This window comes from Pseudomonas knackmussii B13 (assembly GCF_000689415.1).
Classification (GTDB): domain Bacteria; phylum Pseudomonadota; class Gammaproteobacteria; order Pseudomonadales; family Pseudomonadaceae; genus Pseudomonas; species Pseudomonas knackmussii.
Genome location: NZ_HG322950.1, coordinates 2,959,275 through 2,980,769, shown reverse-complemented (window position 1 = coordinate 2,980,769; position 21,495 = coordinate 2,959,275). Strand labels below are relative to the sequence as shown.

The 21,495-nt window shown below is 65.9% G+C and carries 20 protein-coding genes; 10 read left to right on the top strand and 10 right to left on the bottom strand.

Features of this window, described 5'->3' with window-relative positions; translation table 11 throughout:
- Positions 1–6 precede the first annotated feature (6 nt).
- Positions 7–822 (top strand): sugar phosphate isomerase/epimerase family protein, encoded by an 816-nt coding sequence (locus tag PKB_RS14065; protein ID WP_043252655.1) that lies wholly within the window; start codon positions 7–9, stop codon positions 820–822.
- An 86-nt stretch (positions 823–908) separates the two neighbouring features.
- Positions 909–1,787 carry a DMT family transporter gene (locus PKB_RS14060; protein ID WP_043252653.1) on the top strand — a complete coding sequence of 293 codons (879 nt, stop codon included), beginning with the start codon at positions 909–911 and terminating at the stop codon, positions 1,785–1,787.
- A gap of 63 nt (positions 1,788–1,850) precedes the next feature.
- Here the strand turns inward: PKB_RS14060 and PKB_RS14055 are convergent, their stop codons facing one another.
- A complete protein-coding gene (locus PKB_RS14055) occupies positions 1,851–3,182 on the bottom strand; it encodes an MFS transporter (protein WP_043252650.1) in 1,332 nt (443 codons plus the stop codon).
- Between the two features lie 564 nt (positions 3,183–3,746).
- Between PKB_RS14055 and quiC the strand changes: the two genes are divergently transcribed.
- From quiC to PKB_RS14040, 3 genes are all read left to right on the top strand, one after another.
- The gene (gene quiC, locus PKB_RS14050; RefSeq protein WP_043252648.1) at positions 3,747–5,657 is read left to right on the top strand and encodes a 3-dehydroshikimate dehydratase QuiC; all 1,911 of its coding nucleotides are present in this window, start codon (positions 3,747–3,749) and stop codon (positions 5,655–5,657) included.
- Positions 5,658–5,743: 86 nt separating this feature from the next.
- On the top strand, positions 5,744–6,412 hold the full coding sequence (locus tag PKB_RS14045; protein WP_043252646.1) for a TetR/AcrR family transcriptional regulator: 669 nt from the start codon (positions 5,744–5,746) through the stop codon (positions 6,410–6,412).
- A gap of 101 nt (positions 6,413–6,513) precedes the next feature.
- Positions 6,514–7,257, top strand: a complete 744-nt coding sequence (locus tag PKB_RS14040) for a sulfite exporter TauE/SafE family protein (protein WP_043252644.1) — start codon at positions 6,514–6,516, stop codon at positions 7,255–7,257.
- 137 nt (positions 7,258–7,394) lie between these two features.
- Here PKB_RS14040 and PKB_RS14035 read toward each other — a convergent pair whose 3' ends face one another.
- From PKB_RS14035 to PKB_RS14005, 7 genes are all read right to left on the bottom strand, one after another.
- Positions 7,395–8,249: a shikimate dehydrogenase gene (locus PKB_RS14035; RefSeq protein WP_043252641.1), complete on the bottom strand. Its 855-nt coding sequence runs from the start codon at positions 8,247–8,249 to the stop codon at positions 7,395–7,397.
- 5 nt (positions 8,250–8,254) lie between these two features.
- Positions 8,255–8,695 carry a type II 3-dehydroquinate dehydratase gene (gene aroQ / locus PKB_RS14030; RefSeq protein WP_043252638.1) on the bottom strand — a complete coding sequence of 147 codons (441 nt, stop codon included), beginning with the start codon at positions 8,693–8,695 and terminating at the stop codon, positions 8,255–8,257.
- Between the two features lie 194 nt (positions 8,696–8,889).
- Complete coding sequence (locus PKB_RS14025; RefSeq protein ID WP_084166643.1) at positions 8,890–10,680, bottom strand: FAD-dependent oxidoreductase; 1,791 nt, start codon at positions 10,678–10,680, stop codon at positions 8,890–8,892.
- 339 nt (positions 10,681–11,019) lie between these two features.
- Positions 11,020–12,426, bottom strand: a complete 1,407-nt coding sequence (gene lpdA / locus PKB_RS14020; RefSeq protein ID WP_084166642.1) for a dihydrolipoyl dehydrogenase — start codon at positions 12,424–12,426, stop codon at positions 11,020–11,022.
- A gap of 5 nt (positions 12,427–12,431) precedes the next feature.
- Positions 12,432–13,712 carry a dihydrolipoamide acetyltransferase family protein gene (locus PKB_RS14015; protein ID WP_043252633.1) on the bottom strand — a complete coding sequence of 427 codons (1,281 nt, stop codon included), beginning with the start codon at positions 13,710–13,712 and terminating at the stop codon, positions 12,432–12,434.
- Positions 13,713–14,765 (bottom strand): alpha-ketoacid dehydrogenase subunit beta, encoded by a 1,053-nt coding sequence (locus tag PKB_RS14010; RefSeq protein ID WP_043252630.1) that lies wholly within the window; start codon positions 14,763–14,765, stop codon positions 13,713–13,715.
- On the bottom strand, positions 14,762–15,994 hold the full coding sequence (locus PKB_RS14005; RefSeq protein ID WP_043252628.1) for a 3-methyl-2-oxobutanoate dehydrogenase (2-methylpropanoyl-transferring) subunit alpha: 1,233 nt from the start codon (positions 15,992–15,994) through the stop codon (positions 14,762–14,764). The genes PKB_RS14010 and PKB_RS14005 overlap by 4 nt, the downstream gene beginning before the upstream one ends.
- A 289-nt stretch (positions 15,995–16,283) precedes the next feature.
- On the opposite strand from PKB_RS14005, the gene PKB_RS14000 reads away from it, so the two are divergent.
- Positions 16,284–16,745 (top strand): Lrp/AsnC family transcriptional regulator, encoded by a 462-nt coding sequence (locus tag PKB_RS14000; protein ID WP_043252626.1) that lies wholly within the window; start codon positions 16,284–16,286, stop codon positions 16,743–16,745.
- A gap of 244 nt (positions 16,746–16,989) precedes the next feature.
- Positions 16,990–17,235, top strand: a complete 246-nt coding sequence (locus PKB_RS13995; protein ID WP_043252624.1) for a DUF2790 domain-containing protein — start codon at positions 16,990–16,992, stop codon at positions 17,233–17,235.
- Positions 17,236–17,287: 52 nt separating this feature from the next.
- Here the strand turns inward: PKB_RS13995 and PKB_RS13990 are convergent, their stop codons facing one another.
- On the bottom strand, positions 17,288–18,211 hold the full coding sequence (locus tag PKB_RS13990; protein WP_043252621.1) for a LysR family transcriptional regulator: 924 nt from the start codon (positions 18,209–18,211) through the stop codon (positions 17,288–17,290).
- 121 nt (positions 18,212–18,332) lie between these two features.
- On the opposite strand from PKB_RS13990, the gene PKB_RS13985 reads away from it, so the two are divergent.
- From PKB_RS13985 to PKB_RS13975, 3 genes are all read left to right on the top strand, one after another.
- On the top strand, positions 18,333–19,031 hold the full coding sequence (locus tag PKB_RS13985) for a CoA transferase subunit A (protein ID WP_043252619.1): 699 nt from the start codon (positions 18,333–18,335) through the stop codon (positions 19,029–19,031).
- A 26-nt stretch (positions 19,032–19,057) separates the two neighbouring features.
- Positions 19,058–19,714 carry a CoA transferase subunit B gene (locus PKB_RS13980; RefSeq protein ID WP_043252617.1) on the top strand — a complete coding sequence of 219 codons (657 nt, stop codon included), beginning with the start codon at positions 19,058–19,060 and terminating at the stop codon, positions 19,712–19,714.
- 73 nt (positions 19,715–19,787) lie between these two features.
- On the top strand, positions 19,788–20,969 hold the full coding sequence (locus PKB_RS13975) for an acetyl-CoA C-acetyltransferase (protein WP_043252614.1): 1,182 nt from the start codon (positions 19,788–19,790) through the stop codon (positions 20,967–20,969).
- Between the two features lie 107 nt (positions 20,970–21,076).
- On the opposite strand, the gene PKB_RS13970 is transcribed toward PKB_RS13975, so the two are convergent.
- Complete coding sequence (locus tag PKB_RS13970) at positions 21,077–21,337, bottom strand: hypothetical protein (RefSeq protein WP_043252611.1); 261 nt, start codon at positions 21,335–21,337, stop codon at positions 21,077–21,079.
- Positions 21,338–21,495 lie beyond the last annotated feature (158 nt).

Here is a 21,495-nt window from a genome sequence, read left to right as displayed (position 1 = left end):
GAATTCATGACCGACCGAATCCTTTCCCTCGCCGCACTGACCGTCCTCGAGCTGTCCCCGCCGGAGATGGTCGAAGTGGCCGCCCGTGCCGGCTACAGCCACGTTGGCTTGCGCCTGGTGCCGGCCACTGCCGAGGAACACCACTTCCCGCTGGTCGCCGATGCCGAGCTGCGCCGTCAGACTCATGCGCGCCTGCGCGATACCGGCGTGCGCGTGCTGGACCTGGAAATCCTGCGTCTGAAGCCGGAAACCCGGGTCGCCGACTTCGAGCCGATCCTCGCGGTCGGCGCCGAGTTCGGCGGCAGCGAGCTGCTGGTGGCCGGCAACGACCCCGACGAGGCGCGCCTGACCGAGCGCTTCGCCGAGTTGTGCGAACTGGCCGATGGCTACGCCCTGCGCCCGCACCTGGAGTTCATGCCCTGGACCGATGCCCCCGACCTGCACAGGGCCTGGCGAGTGGTGCGTAACGCCGGCATGGACAATGCCTGCGTGCTGGTCGACGCCTTCCATTTCAACCGTTCCGGCTCGGCGCTGAACGACCTGGCGCAGATTCCGCCCGAGCGCCTGCGCTATGCGCAATTGTGCGACGTTGCCGGTCCGCGTCCGGCGGACATGCAGGAGATCCTCCGCCAGGCACGCAACGAGCGGCGCTTCCCCGGCGATGGCGACTGCGATCTCGCGGGGCTGCTGAAAACGCTGCCGGCGAACATTCCGCTGAGCCTGGAGATTCCCACCCGGCAGTTGCTGGAGCAGGGCGTCAGCGCCCTGCAGCGCGCGAGCCTGGCGCTGGAGAAGACGCGAGCGGTGCTCGCTCGTCTCTGAACGCCGCTGTCAGCGTTCCCTTTCCATCCATCGCCCGGCACACTGCCGGGCGCCTTGCTTTGCAACCGACCTATCCGGAACTCCCGATGACCGCCGCCTCCGCGCTGTCCGGCAGCAGCCAGCCCCTGAAGGGCATCCTTCTGGTGATCCTGGCGACCTCGCTGTTCTCCACCCACGACGCCTTGTCCAAGTACCTCTCCGGCTTCTACCCGATCCTGCTGGTGGTATGGGCGCGCTACCTGGTGCATACCCTGCTGATGGCCGGGATCTTCCTGCCGCAATCAGGCCTGCGCGTGCTGCGCAGCCGCCGTCCGCTGCTGCAGGTGGTGCGCGCAGTCTGCCTGCTGGGCACCAGCCTGCTGTTCACCACCGGGCTGCAATACATCCCGCTGGCGGAGGCCACGGCAGTCAACTTCCTTGCGCCCTTGCTGGTCACCGCGCTGTCGTTGCCGCTGCTGGGCGAGCGGGTCACGGCTGGGCAATGGGGGGCGGTGAGCATGGGCTTCGCCGGCGTGCTGGCGATCGTCCATCCGGGCGGCGAGCTCTTTACCCCGGCGGTGCTGCTGCCGCTGGCCTCGGCGCTGTGCTTCTGCTTCTACCAGCTGCTGACGCGGAAGCTGGCCGAGGTGGACAGCCCGACCACCAGCAACTTCTTCGCCGGCCTGCTGAATACCGCGCTGACCACGGCGATGGTGCCCTTCGTCTGGCACACGCCGAGCCTCGGCCACGCGCTGATGATGATCGCCCTTGGCACCTGCGGGATGTCCGCACACCTGTTCCTCACCCAGGCGTTCCGCCATGCCGCGCCGGCGTTGCTGGCGCCGTTCGGCTACTGCCAGATCGTCTTCGCCGGGTTGATCGGTTGGCTGATCTTTAGCCATGTGCCTAGTGCCCTGGCTCTGGTCGGCATCGCGGTGATCTGCCTGAGCGGCCTGGCGGCAGCCTGGATGCAGCGCCGTAGCTGACGGCGTTCGCTCGGCAAAAAAAAGGAGGCCCGCAGGCCTCCGAGAGTGGAACAGGTCCGCGTCTTACTCGACGCTGGTAGGCACCTTGCGCGGGGCCATGAAGTACAGCCAGATCAGGGCGGCGAAGTACATCGCCGGAATCAGGGTGAAGAGCACGGCGTAGTTGTTGTTGGTGGCGGTGAGAACCGCACCGACGATCTGGGTCATGAACATGCCGCCGATGGCCGCGCACATGCCGCCGAAACCGAACACGGTGCTCATCAGGTGCTTGGGCGTGTAGTCCATGACCAGGCTCCAGATGTTCGCGGTCCAGGCCTGGTGCGCGCCGACGGCCACGGCGATGGCCAGAACCGCGACCCACAGGCCGCTGGCGTGGGCGGCGAAGGTGACGCTGACGATGGTGCAGGCGAAGATCAGCAGCGACAGCAGGCGTGCGGTGGTGGCACGCATGCCACGCCCGATCAGCCAGGACGAGAGGATGCCGCCACCAACGCTACCGAAGTCCGCGGTCAGCCAGATCAGCATCAGCGGAATGCCCATCTGGGTCACGCTGATCCCCAGGTTGTACTGCTGGTTGAGGAAGGGCGGCAGCCAGTACAGGTAGAACCAGAACACCGGCGCGGTGATCGAGTAGGCCAGGGCGAAGGCCCAGGTGCCACGCATGCGCAGGACGCGACTGAAAGGCACGCGCTCGACGGCCGGCTCGGCTTCCTTGTGGATGTAGTCCAGTTCGCTCTGCTTCACCCGCGGATGTTCCTCGGGGTTGAAGTAGTGCTTGCTCCAGAGCACCACCCAGATGAGCCCGAGGCAGCTCATGGCCAGGAAGGCGGCCTGCCAGCCCCAGACCGAAAGGATCAGCGGCAGCAGCGCCGGGGTGACCATGGCGCCGACATTGGTGCCGGCGTTGAACAGCCCAGTGGCCAGGGCGCGCTCGCCGGCGGGGAACCACAGGCGGGTGGTCTTCACGCAGGCCGGATAGTTGGCCGCCTCGGTCAGGCCGAGGATGAAGCGGCAGACCATGAACCCAGCGGCCGACGTCGCCAGGCCATGAGCACCGGTGGCGAAGCTCCAGAGCAGTACGGCGAAGAAGAACGAGCGCTTCACGCCAACCTTGTCGATGAGCCGTCCCTGGATCACGAAGCCGATCGCATAGCCGACCTGGAACCAGAAGTTGATGTTGGCGTAGTCCATTGCCGTCCAGTTCATCGCCTTGGCCAGGATCGGCTGCATGACGCCGAGCGCCGCGCGGTCGATGTAGTTCAGCGTGGTAGCGAAGAACACCAGGGCGAGCATGGCCCAGCGAGTCTTGCCGACCGCGAAGGCGCCTTGGATTTTCTGCCCGATCGAGGCATGGGGGGTATGCGATGCGGCGGAAGAAGCTTGGGTATGGATCATCTCGGGGCCGTCCGTTGTGTGACTGCGCGTGCAGTCTCAGCTGAAGAAGCGCGCCGGGCCGGGGACAGCGCGTCAGGTCGGCGGACCTGGTGCGCGGGCAGGGCGGTGGCGGGCGTTGGGGCTGTGTCAGGCGCGGTCTGGAGCGCTGGAGGGCGCTGCCACGCGGACGACGGACGGAGAGCGGGCGACGGAGTCGGTGTGCATGTGCATGAGGCGGTACCTGTTTCTTGAAATTGTTATGGCCTTGCGGCGTCTCGCTCCGGGGTATTCGGCAGGCAAGGGCAGGAAGGCTGCCTACCGTTCAGGTGAATCCCCGAGGCTGTTTTCGATGTTGCGCATCGACTGAAAAAGCGTCAATTCGATAACCGGCCTTCTGTTCGATTACCGAACACAAAACTAACCAGTTCGTACAATTCGAGTTGCCGCTCGAAAATACCTTTCCAATAATCCACTGACCAGACGTGCGCCCGCGGCGCACCCGAATTCGCGGTGCGTGCCGACCACCGGTCGCGGGCACGCACCCACGGCCATGGCTCGCAGAAGCCCATAGAACAGGAGCTGAACATGCAGCGCTCGATCGCCACCGTCTCCCTGAGCGGAACCCTGCCCGAGAAACTCGAAGCCATCGCCGCCGCCGGATTCGACGGCGTGGAGATCTTCGAGAACGACCTGCTGTACTACGACGGCAGCCCGCGCGACGTGCGCCAGATGTGTGCAGACCTTGGCCTGCAGATCACCCTGTTCCAGCCGTTCCGTGACTTCGAGGGCTGCCGCCGTGACCGCCTGCCGCGCAACCTGGAGCGCGCCGAGCGCAAGTTCGACCTGATGCAGGAGCTGGGCACCGACCTGGTACTGGTTTGCAGCAACACCGCGGTCGACTCCCTGGGCGAGCGCGAGATCCTCGTCGACGACCTCCGCCTGCTGGCCGAACGTGCCGGCGCGCGCAATCTGCGCATCGGCTACGAGGCCCTGGCCTGGGGGCGCCACGTGAATACCTGGCAGCAGGTCTGGGACCTGGTGCGTGCGGCCGACCACCCGGCCCTGGGTGTGCTCCTGGACAGCTTCCATACCTTGTCGATCAAGGGCGATCCCAGCGCCATCGCCGACATTCCCGGCGAGAAGATCTTCTTCGTGCAGATGGCCGATGCGCCCATCCTGGCGATGGACGTGCTGGAGTGGAGCCGGCACTTCCGCTGCTTCCCCGGCCAGGGCGAATTCGACCTCGCGGGCTTCCTCGCGCCCATCCTGCGCAGCGGCTACAAGGGCCCGCTGTCGCTGGAAATCTTCAACGACGGCTTCCGTGCCGCGCCGACCCGCTCCAATGCCGCCGACGGCCTGCGCTCGCTGCTTTACCTTGAAGAGAAGACCCGTCGCCTGCTGGAACAGGACGCCAAGCCCGTCGTCGATTCGGATCTGCTCTTCGCGCCGCCGCCGGCCAGCCGCTACGACGGTGTCGAATTCCTCGAATTCGCGGTCGACGAAGCTCTGGGGGCGCGCTTGGGTGGCTGGCTGGAGAAGCTGGGCTTCGCCCGCGCCGGCGAGCACCGCTCCAAGGCCGTCAGCCTGCTGCGCCAGGGCGACATCAACATCGTGCTCAATGCCGAGCCCTATTCCTTCGCCCACAACTTCTTCGAAGCCCACGGCCCGTCCCTGTGCGCCACCGCCCTGCGTGTGCGTGACGGCGCCCGCGCACTGGAGCGTGCCCAGGCGTTCAAGGGCCAGCCGTTCCGCGGCCTGGTCGGCCCGAACGAGCGTGAGATTCCCGCGGTGCGGGCGCCGGACGGCAGCCTGATCTACCTGGTGGAGCCGGGCGAGCCGGGGCAGACCCTCTACGACAGCGACTTCCGCCTCGACCTGCAGGCCCAGGCCGGCGGCCACCTGCAACGCATCGACCACATGGCCATGGCGCTGCCGGCCGACAGCCTCGACAGCTGGGTGCTGTTCTACAAGGCACTGTTCGATTTCGAGGCCGACGACGAGGTTGTCCTACCCGACCCGTATGGCCTGGTGAAGAGCCGCGCGATCCGCAGCCGCTGCGGCAACCTGCGCCTGCCGCTGAACGTCTCGGAGAACCGCAACACGGCGATCTCCCACGCGCTATCGAGCTATCGCGGTTCCGGGGTGCATCACATCGCCTTCGCCTGCGAGGACATCTTTGCCGAGGTGGCCCGTGCCAAGGAGGCGGGGGTGCCGCTGCTGGAAATCCCGCTGAACTACTACGACGACCTGGCTGCGCGCTTCGATTTCGACGACGAATTCCTCAGCGAGCTGGCCTACTACAACGTGCTCTACGACCGCGACGCCCAGGGCGGCGAGCTGTTCCACGTCTACACCGAGCCGTTCGAGGGGCGTTTCTTCTTCGAAATCCTGCAGCGCAAGAATGGCTATGTCGGCTACGGCGCGGCGAACGTCGCGGTGCGCCTTGCGGCCATGGCACAGGCACGCAGCGGTATGGCACGCAAACCCAAGCTTTGATGCCCGCTGCATGGGCCGCGCCGCCTTCCCTTGGGGGCGCGGCACGGCCCATAATCGGCAGCATTTTCCAAGGCTGTGAGCCCGCCATGCCGAATCCCGCCGCCCCCCTCGACCCCGCCAGCGAAGTGCGTGGAAAGGGCCGCAAGAACAACCCTGAGAAGACCCGCGAAGGCATCCTCCAGGCCGCCATCACCGAGTTCGTCCAGCAGGGCCTGTCCGGCGCGCGCGTCGATGCCATCGCCGAGCGCACGCACACCTCCAAGCGGATGATCTACTACTACTTCGGCAGCAAGGAGCAGCTCTACGTCGAGGTGCTGGAAAAGCTCTACGGCGACATCCGCCACACCGAAAGCAAGCTGCACCTGACCGAGCTGGAACCGCTGGAGGCGATCCGCCGCACCGTCGAGTTCTCCTTCGATCACCACGATCGCAACGTCGATTTCGTGCGCATCGTCAGCATCGAGAACATCCACCACGGCGAGTACGTGAAGAAATCCACGGCCATCCGCTCGATGAGCAACACCATGCTCCTGTCGCTGGCCGAGATCCTCCGTCGCGGCGCGGAACAGGGGTTGTTCCGCGAAGGCATCGATCCGCTCGACCTGCACATCCTCATCAGCTCGTTCTGTTTCTATCGGGTGTCCAACCGCAACACCTTCGGTGAGATCTTCCAGATCGACCTGGCCGACGAGGAGGTCAAGCGCCGGCACAAGGAAATGATCTGCGAGGCCGTGCTGCGCTATATCCAGCGCTGAGCCCGCATGGCACTGGGAAGCGGGCGCTGATCGCCCGCGCTACCCGCCAGGCGGTCAAGGACGCGGCATAATCGTCGGTCCGTTTGCCGACGAGTTTCGCGATGACCCTCGAATTCCTCCTGGTGGCGATTCCCGCCGTCCTGCTCACCGGTGTCTCCAAGGGCGGCTTCGGCGGTGCGCTCGGTGGCATCGCCGTGCCGCTGATGGCCCTGGCCATGCCGCCGACCCAGGCCGCGGCGCTGATGCTGCCGATCCTCTGCATGGCTGACCTCACCGGGCTGCGGCGCTTCTACGGCAAGTGGGATGTGCGCAACCTGAAGATCATGCTGCCCGGCGCGCTGCTCGGTGTGGGCGCGGGCGCATTGAGTTTCGGTCTGCTCAGAGAGCGCTTCATCGCGTTGCTGATCGGCGGCATCGCCATCGCCTTCGTGCTGCTCAACGTGGTGGCCGCCCGTGCCGCTGCGACGCCGAAACCAGCTGCGCTGGGCAAGGGCGTGGTGCTTGCGGGGATCGCCGGCTTCACCAGCTTCGTCGCCCATGCCGGCGGCCCGCCGGGGATGATGTACCTGCTGCCGCAACAGCTGGAGAAGGTGCGCTACATCGCCACGGTGAACTGCTTCTTCCTGCTGACCAACGCCATCAAGCTGGTGCCTTATGCGCTGCTCGGCCAGTTCACCTGGAGCAACCTCGGCACCAGCCTGCTGCTGGCGCCCATCGTGGTGCTCGGGGTGTGGCTGGGCATCTGGTTGCAGGACAAGGTCAACCACACCTGGTTCTACCGCATTGCGCGGCTGGGCCTGCTGGCGACCGGGGTGCAGCTGGTGTGGGAGAACTGGCATCCGTAGCGCACGGAGCCATTCCTGCGTGGTTTCTGGGTCCCCGCGTTCGCGGGGAAGACGTAGATAAGAACGCATCTTGGTTCTGTCACTCCCGCGAACGCGGGAGCCCAGAATACAGCTGCTCCGATAAGAGCGTTTGCCGGTCAGCTGTCGAAGCTGCGGAAATGCGCCTGCATCCGCTCGGCATCGGCCGGGCGGCCGCTGAACAGCTCGAAGGCCTTCACCGCCTGGAACACCGCCATGGTGCCGCCATCGAGGGTGCGGCAGCCGAGGGCGCGGGCATGGCGCAGCAGTTCGGTTTCCAGCGGGAAGTAGATGATCTCGGCGACCCACAGCTCGGCGCGCAGCAGCTCCACCGGCAGCGGCGTGCCGGGCAGCTTTGCCATGCCCACCGGGGTCGTGTTGACCAGGCCGTCGGCCACCGCCATGGCGCTCGCCAGGTCGTGGCAAACCTGGGCGCGGCCCGGGCCGAAGTGGGCGTTGAGATTGTCCACCAGCGCCTGGGAACGAGCCGGGTCGACCTCATGGATGGTCAGTTCTTCGACACCCTCGCTGAGCAGCGCGTGGGCCACTGCCGCACCGGCGCCGCCGGCGCCCAATTGCACCACGCGGTTGCGCTTCACGTCGCCCAGGCCACGGCGGAAACCTTCGGCGAAGCCCAGGCAGTCGGTGTTGTGGCCGACGCGCTTGCCGTCCTTGAATACGACCGTGTTCACCGCGCCGATTCCGCGGGCCTCGTCGGACAGCTCGTCGAGCAGCGGGATTACCGCCTGCTTGCACGGGAAGGTGATGTTGAGGCCGGTGAAGCCCATGCGCTGGGCGCCGTCGAGCAGCTGCGGCAGGGCGCTGATGTCGAGCTTGAGCGCATCCAGGTCGATCAGCCGGTACAGGTAGCGAATGCTCTGGGCATCGCCTTCGTGCTCGTGCAGGGCTGGGGTGCGGGAGGCCTGGATACCAGCGCCGATCAGGCCGGCGAGGATGGAGGTGTTCTGGGTCATTGCAGTCAACCCCGCAGCAGGTGGGCGAAGTGATCGAGGGCCAGGCGGTAGCCGTTGCTGCCGAAGCCGGCCATCACGCCGAGGACAATCCCCGACACGAAGGAGTGGTGACGGAATTCCTCGCGCTTGTGCACGTTGGACAGGTGCACCTCGATCACCGGCAGCTCCACCGCCGCCAGGGCATCGCGGATCGCCACCGAGGTGTGGGTCCAGGCCGCCGGGTTGATCACGATGCCGGCGCAGCGGCTGCGCGCCTGGTGAATCCAGTCGATCAGCTGGCCTTCGTGGTTGGTTTGCCTGAACTCCACCTGCAGGCCCAGTTCGTCGGCGCGGGCGTGGCAGAGCGCCTCGACGTCGGCGAGGGTCTCGTAACCGTAGGTCGCCGGTTCGCGCGTGCCGAGCAGGTTCAGGTTGGGGCCGTTGAGGATCAGGATCGGGAGTGTCATGCGAGTGTCTCTTGTAGGTCTTGTCGACGCTGGAATGCGGTCTCAGCAAAATGTACCAACTGGTTACTTTCGTCAATTGGCGCGCAAAGGCCCGACTGGTTTGCCTTAAATCGGCTCGCGGCCAGGCCCGGCGCGGCCTTCAGGCGTTGCCGGGGGCTTCGAGGTGGGAGCGGAAGTGTTCGATCAGCGGACAGTCAGTCCGGCGCGGGGCAAGATTCGGGCTGACCAGGCGCACGTTCTTCGGTAGAGCGGCAATGCGCTGCCGGGCCTTGCTCCAGGGCCAGACCAGCGGCGTGGCGGCCTGCGATGTAGCCGAAGGTCAGCGCCGGGCCGATGTTGATGCCGCCGGACGGGTAGTGGCCGCCAAAGACGCTGGCCATGTCGGTGCCGGCGGCGTAGAGGCCGGGAATCGGTTGGGCGTTCGCGTCGAGGACTCGCGCCTGGCCGTCCGTGCGCAATCCGGCGAAAGTGCCGAAGCAGCCCGGCTGCACCTTCACGGCGTAGAAGGGGCCGCGCTCGATGGGCGCCACGCAGGGGTTGGGGCCGCGATGCTGCGGATCGCCCTGCTTGCGGTTGAACGGCGTGGAGCCACGGCCGAAGGCGGGGTCTTCGCCATTGCGGGCGTGACGGTTGAATTCCCTGACAGTGGCTGCCAGGCCCTCCGGGTCGATGCCGCAGGCATCTGCCAGTTGTTCGATGGACGTGCCGCGCTTGAGATAGCCGCTGCGTAAGTGCGACCCGATGGGCAGCGGCGCCGGGCGCACGTAGCCGAGGCCGTAGCGGCGCAGGAAACGATGGTCGCAGACCAACCAGGAGCAAGGCTCCGCGTCTTCCGGCAAGGCAGCCAGCATGGCGGCGACGTAGTCGTAGTAGCCGTGGGCTTCGTTGACGAAGCGTTTGCCATTGGCCAGCACGCCGATGATCCCCGGCTTGCCGCGCTCGATGATGTGCGGGAAGTGGCCGACTGAACCATCGCGATGCACCACCTTCGAGACCGGAGCCCAGGCCACCGGCGATTTGAGGTCGGTCTCGACGCTGCCGCCCGCGCTTTCACCCAGGCGCAAGCCGTCGCCGGAGCAGGAGGAGGGCGGCAGCGCCAGGTTGTCATGGCCGCTGCGGTCACGCGGGAAGAGTTCGCGCCGGCGTTGCGCATCGTTGGGGAAACCGCCGGACGCGAGCACTACGGCCTTGGCGCGGATTTCAAGCTCGCCCTGCGGCGTCTGGACGATGGCGCCATGTACCGCGCCATTCTCCAGCAGCAGGCGCCGCGCCGGGGTTGACTCCAGCAAGCGCACGCCCAGGTCCTGAGCGGAGCGCGCCAAGCGTGCCACCAGTGCAACGCCGTTCACCAGGTGCATGGCGCGGCCGTAGCGGACCAGGTGGTAGAAGTGCGTCAGCACGCGTCGGGTGGCGTGGAGGAAGGCGCGCGTCGAACGGGTCATGTTCAGGAAGGCGGCAAGGTCGGCGCCCGCCATGATCGGCATGCCGAGGAAAGAGGTTTCGCGCATTGTCTTGCGCAGGCGCGGCAGCAGGTCGAGTACCTCGCGCGCGTCATAGGGCGCGGCGATCACCTGATGCCCGCCCGTGGCGGCGCCAGGCGTGTCGCCATGTATGTCGGGGATGCCATTGCCGTCGACGAACTGCAGCGCGGTGTGCTGCTCGAAGAAGGCCACCATGTGCGGCGCGGCTTCGAGGAAGGCGTCGACCCGCGCGGCGTCGTAGTGCTCGCCCAATTCGTTGCGTAGATAGGTGCGCGGTTGCTCGATGTCTTCCTCGATGCCCGCCCGCCGCGCCAGTGGGTTGCGCGGCACCCAGGCCCAGCCGCCGGACCAGGCTGTGGCACCGCCGAACACCGGCTCCTTTTCCACCAGGATGACCTTCTGTCCATGCCAGGCGGCGGTCACGGCAGCGGCCAGGCCGGCGGCGCCGGAACCTATCACCAGCAGATCGCATTCGGTCGAGGGGAGGGGGGTGGCAGAGGGCATGGCGAAGGACTCCGGGGCGAAATATTATTTTGTGGAACGCGGTTCCATAATCCGATTCAGGCGGAGTCAAGGCAAGCCGATGCCGGAATAAGTGGTCGATAACCGGCCAGCGTCGAAGGGAAGGATGCGTAGGATGGGTTGAGCGGAGTGTTCTGCCGGGACAGATAGGTAACGGTTGTCGGGACACATGGGTAACGGTTTCCCATGTTCACTTCGGCAATCGGGATAGGTCGCGTGATCGATGGGTTTCGCTTCGCTCAACGCCATCCTACGGAGTGGCGGTTTGATGCTTTGCAAGGCAGCGGGCGGATAACCGCGAACGGTTACCCGCCTGACGAGCTAGATGTGCAGCGCATGCCCCAGCGCACGCAGCGCCGCTTCCTGGATCGCTTCACCGAGGGTCGGATGGGCGTGGATGGTGCCGGCGATGTCTTCCAGGCGCGCGCCCATCTCGATCGACTGGATGAACGCGGTCGACAGTTCCGAGACCGCCTTGCCCACCGCCTGCCAGCCAAGAATCACGTGATTGTCGCGGCGCGCTACCACGCGCACGAAGCCATCGTGGGCCTCCAGGGTCATGGCCCGGCCGTTGGCGGCGAACGGGAAGTTCGCCGTCAGCACGTCATGCCCGGCAGCCTTGGCCTGTTCCGGCGAAAGCCCGACCACCACCACCTCCGGATCGGTGAAGCACACCGCCGGAATCGCCGTGGGCGCGAAGGCCCGGCGCTTGCCGGCGATCAGCTCGGCGACCATCTCGCCCTGGGCCATGGCGCGGTGCGCGAGCATGGGTTCGCCGGCGATGTCGCCGATGGCCCAGACATTGCGCATCGAGGTGCGGCACTGCTCGTCGATCTTCAGCGTGCGGCCGTCCATGTCCAGGTGCAGGCTTTCCAGGTTCCAGCCTTCGGTGTTGGGCCGGCGGCCGACGGCGACCAGCACCTGGTCGGTCTCGATCACCCGCTGCGAACCTTCGCCATCGCGTACGCGCAGGCCTTTGCCGTCCGACTCCAGGCCAATCACGCTGTGCCCGAGGTAGAGCTCGATGCCCAATTTGCGCAGCGCAGCGGCGACCGGTTTGGTCAGCTCCTCGTCATAGGTCGGCAGGATGCGTGGCTGGGCTTCCACCACCGTGACTTCGACGCCCAGCTTGCGGTACGCCGTACCCAGCTCCAGGCCGATATAGCCGCCACCAACTACCGTCAGGCGGCGTGGCAATGCCTTGGGCGACAGCGCCTCGGTCGAGGAGATGACCTTGTCGCCGAGCGGCAGGAACGGCAGTTCGACCGAGCGCGAACCAGCGGCCAGCAGCATGTGCTCGCAATGGATGCGCTGCACGCTGCCGTCGCGCAGGGTCACTTCCACGCCCTTGCCGTCGGTGACCCGCGCCCAGCCGTGGACGACGGTGACGCCGTGCTTTTTCAGCAGCGCGGCGACGCCGGTGGTGAGGCGGTCGACGATGCCGTCCTTCCAGGCCACGGTGCGCTGGATATCGATGCTCGGCGCCTGCACGCTGATGCCCAGCGCCGACTGGCCGGCGAATTCGCGGGCCTTGAGGTATTCCTCGGCGGCGTGGATCAGCGCCTTGGACGGGATGCAGCCAATGTTCAGGCAGGTGCCGCCGAGGGTGGCGCCTTCCACCAGGATGGTCGGGATGCCCAGTTGGCCGGCGCGGATGGCGGCGACGTAGCCGCCGGGGCCGCCGCCGATCACCAGGAGGGTAGTTTCGAGGCTGTGATTCTGTTTCACGCGACTCACTCCAGGAACAGGGTGGCGGGATGTTCGAGCAGGGCGCGCACGGCCTGGATGAAGGCTGCGGCGTCCATGCCGTCGACCACCCGGTGATCGAAGGACGAGGACAGGTTCATCATCTTGCGCACGACGATCTGGCCGTTGACGACCATGGGCCGCTCGACCATGCGGTTAACGCCGACGATGGCCACTTCCGGATGGTTGATCACCGGCGTGCTGACGATGCCGCCTAACGCGCCGAGGCTGGTCAGGGTGATGGTCGAGCCGGAAAGCTCCTCGCGGCTGGCCTTGCCATTGCGCGCGGCTTCCGCCAGGCGTGCCACTTCCGCGGCGTTGCCCCAGAGGTCGCGGGACTCGGCATTGCGCAGCACCGGCACCATCAGCCCGCTGTCGCTCTGCGTGGCAACGCCCAGGTGCACCGCGCCGTAGCGGGTGACGATGTCGGCCTCGTCGTCATAGCGCGCGTTGATCTGCGGGAAGTCGCGCAGGGCGACCACCATGGCGCGGGCGATGAAAGGCAGCAGGGTGAGCTTGCCGCGGCTCGCACCGTATTTGCCGTTGAGGTGCTGACGCAGCGCCTCCAGGTCGGTGACGTCGATCTCCTCGACGTAGCTGAAGTGCGGGATGCGCCGCTTGGCCTCGGCCATCTTCTGCGCGATGCGCCGACGCAGGCCGATAACCGGAACCTGTTGCTCGTCGTGGCGGGCCATGTAGCCGGAAGCGACCACCGCGCCGCCGTGGGTCATGTACTTGTCGAGGTCGTCATGCAGGATACGCCCGGCCGGGCCGCTGCCCTGGACGAATTGCAGCTCGACGCCGAGATCGCGGGCGCGCTGGCGAACCGCAGGCGAGGCCAGCGGCTTCTCGCCGGGGGCGCGACGCACCATGGGCGCCGCTGGCGCAGTGCTCGGGCGGGGCGACACCACGGGTTTCATTTCCCCGCGCGGCGCGTCCTGCACGACAGGGCGCACGGGCTCAACGGGGGCTGCAACGACTGGCTCGGCTTCTGCCGCCGGCGCCGCTTCGCGCTGGTTGCCCTTGCCTTCGACTTCCAGGCGCACCAGTTCGCCGCCCACCGCCATTACCTGGCCGGGGGCGCCGCCCAAGGCGAGGATCTTGCCGGCTACCGGCGAGGGAATCTCGACCGTCGCCTTGTCAGTCATGACTTCGGCGAGCAGCTGGTCCTCGTGGACCTCGTCGCCGACCGCCACATGCCACTCCACCAGTTCCACTTCGGCGATGCCTTCACCGATGTCCGGCATCTTGATCACGTGAATGCCCATTCAGACCTCCATGGCACGCTTGAAGGCCGCGCCGACGCGAGCGGGGCCGGGGAAGTAATCCCATTCCTGGGCATGCGGGTAGGGGGTGTCCCAGCCGGTCACGCGGACGATGGGCGCTTCCAGGTGGTGGAAGCAGTTCTCCTGCACCAGGGACATCAGCTCGGCGCCGAAACCGCAGGTGCGGGTGGCCTCATGGACGATCACGCAGCGGCCGGTCTTCTTCACCGAGGCGACTATGGTGTCCAGGTCCAGCGGCCAGAGGCTGCGCAGGTCGATGACCTCGGCGTCGATGCCGGTTTCCTCGGCGGCGGTCTGGGCCACGTAGACGGTGGTGCCGTAGGTCAGCACGGTCAGTTCCGAACCCGGGCGGGCGATCGCAGCCTTGTCCAACGGCACGCGGTAGTAGCCTTCGGGAACCTGGCTCTGCGGGTGCTTCGACCAGGGCGTCACCGGGCGGTCGTGGTGGCCGTCGAAGGGGCCGTTATAGATGCGCTTGGGCTCCAGGAAGATCACCGGATCGTCGTTCTCGATGCAGGAGATCAGCAGGCCCTTGGCGTCGTACGGGTTGGACGGCATCACCGTGCGCAGGCCGCAGACCTGGGTGAACATCGCCTCCGGGCTCTGGCTGTGGGTCTGCCCGCCGTAGATGCCGCCGCCGCAGGGCATGCGAACCACCATGGGCGCGCTGAAGTCGTTCACCGAGCGGTAGCGGATGCGCGCGGCCTCCGAGATCAGCTGGTCGGTGGCCGGGTAGACGTAGTCGGCGAACTGGATTTCCACCACCGGGCGCAGGCCGTAGGCGCACATGCCGACGGCGGCGCCGATGATGCCGCTCTCGGAAATCGGCGCGTCGAACACCCGCGAGGTGCCGTACTTCTTCTGCAGCCCCTCGGTGCAGCGGAACACGCCGCCGAAGTAGCCGACGTCCTGACCGAACACCACGACGTTGTCGTCGCGTTCGAGCATCACGTCCATCGCCGAGCGCAGCGCCTGGATCATGGTCATGCTGGTGACCGCCTGGGCGTTCTCGTGTTGCGGATTCATGGCATTCATACCCCGAGCTCCTGGCGCTGCCGGCGCAGGTGTTCCGGCAGGTCCTTGTAGACGTCGTCGAACATGCTGGCGGCGCTGAAGACATGGCCGTCCACCAGCGAGCCGTGGCGCTCGGCCTCTTTCTGCGCGGCGATCACCTCGGCCTCGAGTTCCTTCTGCAGCGCTTCGTGCTGCTCGTCCGACCAGATGCCGAGGCCGACCATGTGCTGCTTCAGCCGCGCGATCGGGTCGCCCAGCGGGAAGTTGGTCCAGTCGTCAGCCGGGCGGTACTTGGACGGATCGTCCGAGGTGGAGTGCGGGCCGGCACGGTAGGTGACCCATTCGATCAGGCTTGGGCCATGGCCACGGCGGGCGCGCTCGGCGGCCCACAGCGAGGCGGCGTAGACGGCGAGGAAGTCATTGCCGTCGACCCGCAGCGAAGCGATGCCGCAGCCCACGCCACGGTTGGCAAAGGTGGTGCCTTCACCGCCGGCGATGGCCTGGAAGGTGGAGATCGCCCATTGGTTGTTGACCACGTTGAGGATCACCGGCGCACGGTACACGTGGGCGAAGGTCAGCGCGGTGTGGAAGTCCGACTCGGCGGTGGCGCCGTCGCCGATCCAGGCCGAGGCGATCTTGGTATCGCCCTTGATCGCCGAGGCCATGCCCCAGCCGACCGCCTGGATGAACTGGGTAGCGAGGTTGCCGGAGATGGAGAAGAAGCCCTTCTCGCGGCTGGAATACATGATCGGCAGCTGGCGGCCCTTGAGCGGGTCCTGCTCGTTGGAAAGCAGCTGGCAGATCATGTCCTTGAGCGGGTAGTCGCGGGTGATGAGGATGCCTTGCTGGCGATAGGTCGGGAAGGTCATGTCGCCGTCGCGCAGGGCCATGGTGTGGGCGGTGGCGATGGCTTCCTCGCCCAGGCACTGCATGTAGAAGGACATCTTCTTCTGGCGCTGCGCGGTGAGCATGCGCGCGTCGAAGATGCGCGTCTTGAGCATCACCCGCATGCCGCGCAGCAGCTGCTCATGGCTGAGCTGCGGGTCCCAGGGGCCTACCGCGTTGCCAGAGTCATCGAGAACCCGCACCAGGCTGTAGGCGAGGTCGGCGGTCTGCGCCGGCTCGACCTCGACGGCGGGCTTGCGCACTTCACCGGCGGGGGACAGGTGCAGGTAGGAGAAATCGGTCTTGCAACCCGGCCGCCCGGTGGGCTCCGGCACGTGCAGTTTCAGGGGGGCGTAATCGGTCATGGTTCGGGTCTCCAGCGGCTGAAAGTGAGGGAGGGAAGCTCGATCAGCAGGGGGCGCATGGAGGCCTGGGCGGGTGCAACAACCCGGATAGGGCGGCGCTGCGGCTAAGGCGAGGGGTGGCGCCGCGGCGGGTGACATCACTCATGGTGAGGTCCTCGTGGTTGTGTTTGTTCTTGTGATTTCAGTATAGGTGTGACCGGCTGGTTTTTTGCTCCAATTTGACTAGCTTTGAACAAGAGTTTTAGTGTGTTTGAACTCTAAATATCTGCTTTCGGAGAAGTGACCCGCCATGGCCGACATAGACCGCACCGACCTCAAGATCCTCCGCGCGCTGGCCGATGACGGCCGCCTGAGCTGGCGCGACCTGGCGCAGAAGATCGGCCTGTCGCTCACCCCGACCCTGCGCCGGGTGCGTCGCCTCGAAGAGGAGCACTACATCCAGGGCTACTTCGCGCAACTCGACGAGGAACGCCTCTCCGGCGCCATGAGCGTGTTCGTCTCGGTGACCCTGGAGAAGCAGACCGGCGACTACCTGGCGCGCTTCGAGGAAAGCATCGTCCAGGCGCCCCAGGTGATGAGCTGCTTCCAGATGACCGGCGATGCCGACTACATGCTGCGCGTGGTGGTCAAGGACCTGGCCGCCTACCAGGCCTTCCTCACCACCACCCTGACGCAGATTCCCGGCGTCGCCGGGATCAAGTCGGCCTTCGCCCTGAAGTCGGTGCTCAAGCGTTCGGCGCCGCCGGTCTGAAGGCGATTTTCCGAGTAGCAGCGAGCTTGCTCGCGAATCTGATTCGCACCCGGTTTATTCGCGAGCAAGCTTGCCACTCCCGGATGCGGCTAATCGCAAAAGATTGGGCTTGGCAAGCGCTTATTGTTACTCCGCATGTAGCAATCTCTTGCTGGATCGACTCTGTGTCCGGATGGGGCGTTCAACTAGATTGAATGCACGGCATGGCGAATTGCCCGCCAGCCGGATTACGGAGAATCCCACCATGAAACGCACCCTGCTTTGCCTGTTCGCCTTTCCCCTGATGGGCGCTGCCTTGGCCGCCAACGCCGACACCGCGCCGGTGGTCTACCAGTACGGCATGAAGCTCGACGTGGCCAAGGTCATCAGCATCGAGCAAGCCAACGACCGCTGCGAAGTCGCCCCGGCGAAAATGACCTACGCCGACTCCAAGGGGCAGGTCCACGTGCTCGAGTACCTGCGTCAGACCGAGATGTGCAGCGACATCTGACCCATGCGCAACGGGTGGTGCGCTCGCACCGCCCGCGCCGCGCAGATGCCTCTTACTCCGCTTCCCCCTCCCGACCTTCCTTCTGCAACCGCGGCCAGTCTTCGATCTGCAACAGCACATCGCTCAATGCCTGGGCCGCGCTGGATAGCTTGTGTTCGGCCAGGCTGAACAACCCTACGCGACGCTCGACCGTCGGTTCGTAGAGATCCACGCACTTCGCGCCCAGTTCCTCCATCTGCTTCACGCACAGGCGCGGCACCACGCTGACACCGAGCCCCTGGGCGACCATGCGGCCGATGGTCACCAACTGATGGCTCTCGAAAGCGATCGGCAGCCGGCCGTGACTGGCGGCGACGCTGTCTTCCAGCAACGCGCGCACCCCCGAAGGGCGCTGCAGCGCGATAAAGGGCTCGGTCAGCAGCTGCGACCAGCTCAGCCGGCGCAGCGTTGCCAGCGGTGAGCTGGCCGGCAGCACGGCGACGAAGCGGTCGCTGTAGAACGGCTGGAAATGCAGCCCGTCGAGGGATTCCGGCTCGAAGGCGATGCCCAGTTCGACGCGGCGATTGCGCACCATCTCCAGGACCTGCTCGTTGATCACGTCATGCACCGCGACATTGACCTTCGGGTAGCGGCTGCGGAAAGCGATGAGCGCCGCCGGCAACAGGTTGCCGGCGAAGGAGGGCATGGCGGCGATGGAAACCTTGCCCAGCTGCAGCGTGAAGTGCTGGCGCAGCAGTTCCTCGGCGTTGTCCCAGTCGGCCAGCAGGCGACGAGCGATGGGCAGCAGCGTCTCGCCCTCTGGCGTCAGCGAGACACTGCGCGTGGTGCGAACCAGCAATTGCCCGCCGAGGGATTCTTCGAGGTTCTTGATCGCCAGGCTCAGCGCCGGTTGCGACAGGTGCAGGCGCTCGCAGGCCTGGGCGAAGCTCAGGGTTTGCGCCACGGCGAGGAAGGCGCGCAGTTGTTTGACGGTCATTGATTTGCAAAGCCAATCAATCGAGAAGAAAAACAAACTTAACAAATCAGTTGATTGCGGAGAAGCTGCGGCCATCTCCGACCGGCCGGTCGGAAACCCTAACAACAAGAGGCAGCAGCAAATGGCAGGACTCGACAAGCGGGTTGGCAGTTACGAGGAAGCCCTGGCCGGGCTCACCGACGGCATGACGGTAGTGGCGGGCGGTTTCGGCCTCTGCGGCATCCCGGAAAACCTGATCGCGCAAATCCGCCGCATGGGCGTGAAAGGCCTGACCGTGGTGTCGAACAACTGCGGCATCGACGGCTTCGGCCTCGGCGTGCTGCTGGAAGACCGCCAGATTCGCAAGATGATCGCCTCCTACGTCGGCGAAAACGCCCTGTTCGAGCAGCAGCTGCTGTCCGGCGAGCTGGAAGTGGAACTCACTCCGCAAGGCACCCTGGCCGAAAAACTGCGCGCCGGCGGCGCCGGCATCCCTGCCTTCTTCACCGCCACCGGCTTCGGCACCCCGGTCGCCGAGGGCAAGGAAGTGCGCGAGTTCGACGGCCGCCAATACATCATGGAGCGCGCCATCACCGGCGACTTCGCCATCGTCAAGGGCTGGAAGGCCGACCACTACGGCAACGTGATCTACCGCCACACCGCGCAGAACTTCAACCCGGTGGTTGCCACCGCGGGCCGCATCACCGTGGTCGAGGTGGAAGAAATCGTCGAGCCGGGTGAACTGGACCCGACCCAGATCCACACCCCCGGCATCTACGTCGACCGAATCATCCAAGGAACCTTCGAAAAGCGTATCGAGAAACGCACCGTACGTTCCTGAGCCCACCGGACAAGAGAGACAAGACCATGGCACTGACCCGCGAACAGATGGCCCAGCGCGTCGCGCGCGAGCTCAAGGACGGCTACTACGTGAACCTCGGCATCGGCATCCCGACCCTGGTGGCCAACTACGTGCCCGAGGGCATGGAAGTGATGCTGCAATCGGAGAACGGCCTGCTCGGCATGGGCGCCTTCCCGACCGAGGACGAAGTCGACGCCGACATGATCAACGCCGGCAAGCAGACCGTCACCGCCGTGAAGGGCGCGTCGATCTTCTCCTCGGCCGAGTCCTTCGCGATGATCCGCGGCGGCCACGTCGACCTGACCGTGCTCGGCGCCTTCGAGGTGGACGTGCAGGGCAACATCGCCTCCTGGATGATCCCCGGCAAGCTGGTGAAAGGCATGGGCGGCGCGATGGACCTGGTGGCCGGCGCCGACAACATCATCGTCACCATGACCCACGCCTCCAAGGACGGCGAGTCCAAGCTGCTCGACCGCTGCACGCTGCCGCTGACCGGCGCCGGCTGCATCCGCAAGGTGCTGACCGACCTCGCTTATCTGGAAATCGAAGATGGCACCTTCATCCTGCGCGAGACCGCCCCGGGCGTGAGCATCGCCGAGATCGCCGAGAAAACCGCCGGCCGCCTGATCGTGCCGGACGACGTGAAGGAAATGACCTTCTGAAGCCTTTAGCGGGACCGGGCCAGCGCTCGTGACGCGGCCCGCGCCCGCCTTTCCGCCAAAACGGAGCCAAGACATGCAAGACGTAGTGATCGTCGCCGCCGTGCGCACCGCCATCGGCAGCTTCCAGGGCAGCCTGGCGAACATCCCCGCCCACGAACTGGGCAGCGTGGTCATCCGCGCGCTGCTCGAACGCAGCGGCGTGAAACCCGAGCAGGTCGACGAAGTGATCCTCGGCCAGGTGCTCACCGCCGGCGCCGGGCAGAACCCCGCTCGCCAGGCCGCCATCGGCGCCGGCCTGCCGGTGGAAGTGCCGGCCATGACCATCAACAAGCTCTGCGGTTCGGGCCTGAAGTCGCTGTTCCTCGGCGTCCAGGCGATCCGTTGCGGCGATGCCGAAGTGGTTATCGCCGGCGGCCAGGAGAGCATGAGCCTCGCCCCCTACGTGCTGCCCAAGGCCCGCACCGGCCTGCGCATGGGCCACGCCGAGCTGCAGGACAGCCTGCTGCGCGATGGCCTGATCGACGCCTTCAACGACTACCACATGGGCATCACCGCGGAGAACCTGGCCGAGCGCTTCGAAGTCAGCCGCGAAGCCCAGGACGCCTTCGCCGCGCAGTCGCAGCAGAAGGCCGTCGCCGCGGTCGAAGCCGGCCGTTTCCGCGACGAGATCACCCCGGTGCTGATCCCCCAGCGCAAGGGCGAAGCCCTGGCCTTCGACACCGATGAACAACCGCGCGCAGGCACCACCGCCGAATCGCTGGCCAAGCTGAAACCGGCGTTCAAGAAAGACGGCAGCGTCACCGCCGGCAACGCCTCCACCCTGAACGACGGCGCCGCCGGCGTGCTGCTGATGAGCGCGGCCAAGGCCAAGGCCCTCGGCCTGCCGGTGCTGGCCCGCATCCAGGCCTACGCCAGCGCCGGCGTGGACCCGTCGATCATGGGCATCGCCCCGGTCCCGGCCACCCGCCGCTGCCTGGAAAAGGCCGGCTGGAGCCTCGCCGAAATCGAGCTGATCGAAGCCAACGAAGCCTTCGCCGCCCAGGCCCTGTCGGTCGGCAAGGAACTGGGTTGGGACGCCAGCAAAGTCAACGTCAACGGCGGCGCCATCGCCCTCGGCCACCCGATCGGCGCCTCCGGCGCCCGCGTACTGGTCAGCCTGCTCCACGAAATGCTCCGCCGCGACAGCAAGAAAGGCCTCGCCACCCTCTGCATCGGCGGCGGCCAAGGCGTCGCCATGGCCCTGGCCCGCGACTGAGTTCGACCGAGCAAGACCTGCCGCCGGAATCGTCTCCACGCCGATGGCTTCGGCGGCATGAAAAAGCCCGGACACCGTGAGGTGTCCGGGCTTTTTCTTAGGTTCTTTCATTGGGCGACCGATGAGGCCTTCGATCGAGATATCCACGATGAGAACCAGGATGTGGCGCAGATAAAAATGGCGTTAAGGGAAAGTGCTACGAGCATGAGCATGAACTCGCCATTCTCTTCGCAGCTGAATCCGGAGACGGTTTCATCGTAGGTGTGATTAATAAGCCAGATGGTCCAGTCATCGGGCATGAAGAATGTCAGAAGCTGAAGAGTGACATAGAAGACGGCGTAATAGGCGTACCAGATTTTGCGTGTCACTCCTCGATCTCCCTTGACTGAGGGTAGTAGCGGTCAAGGTCTGAAGAAGGTGCCTTTTGCCAGTCTAAATATTTATTGATCGAAGAAATAAGCAATCCGTTCAATGCTAAAGAAACTGCCAGCCTCAAAGTGACATAGAAAAGTCCAAATCCTTCGTC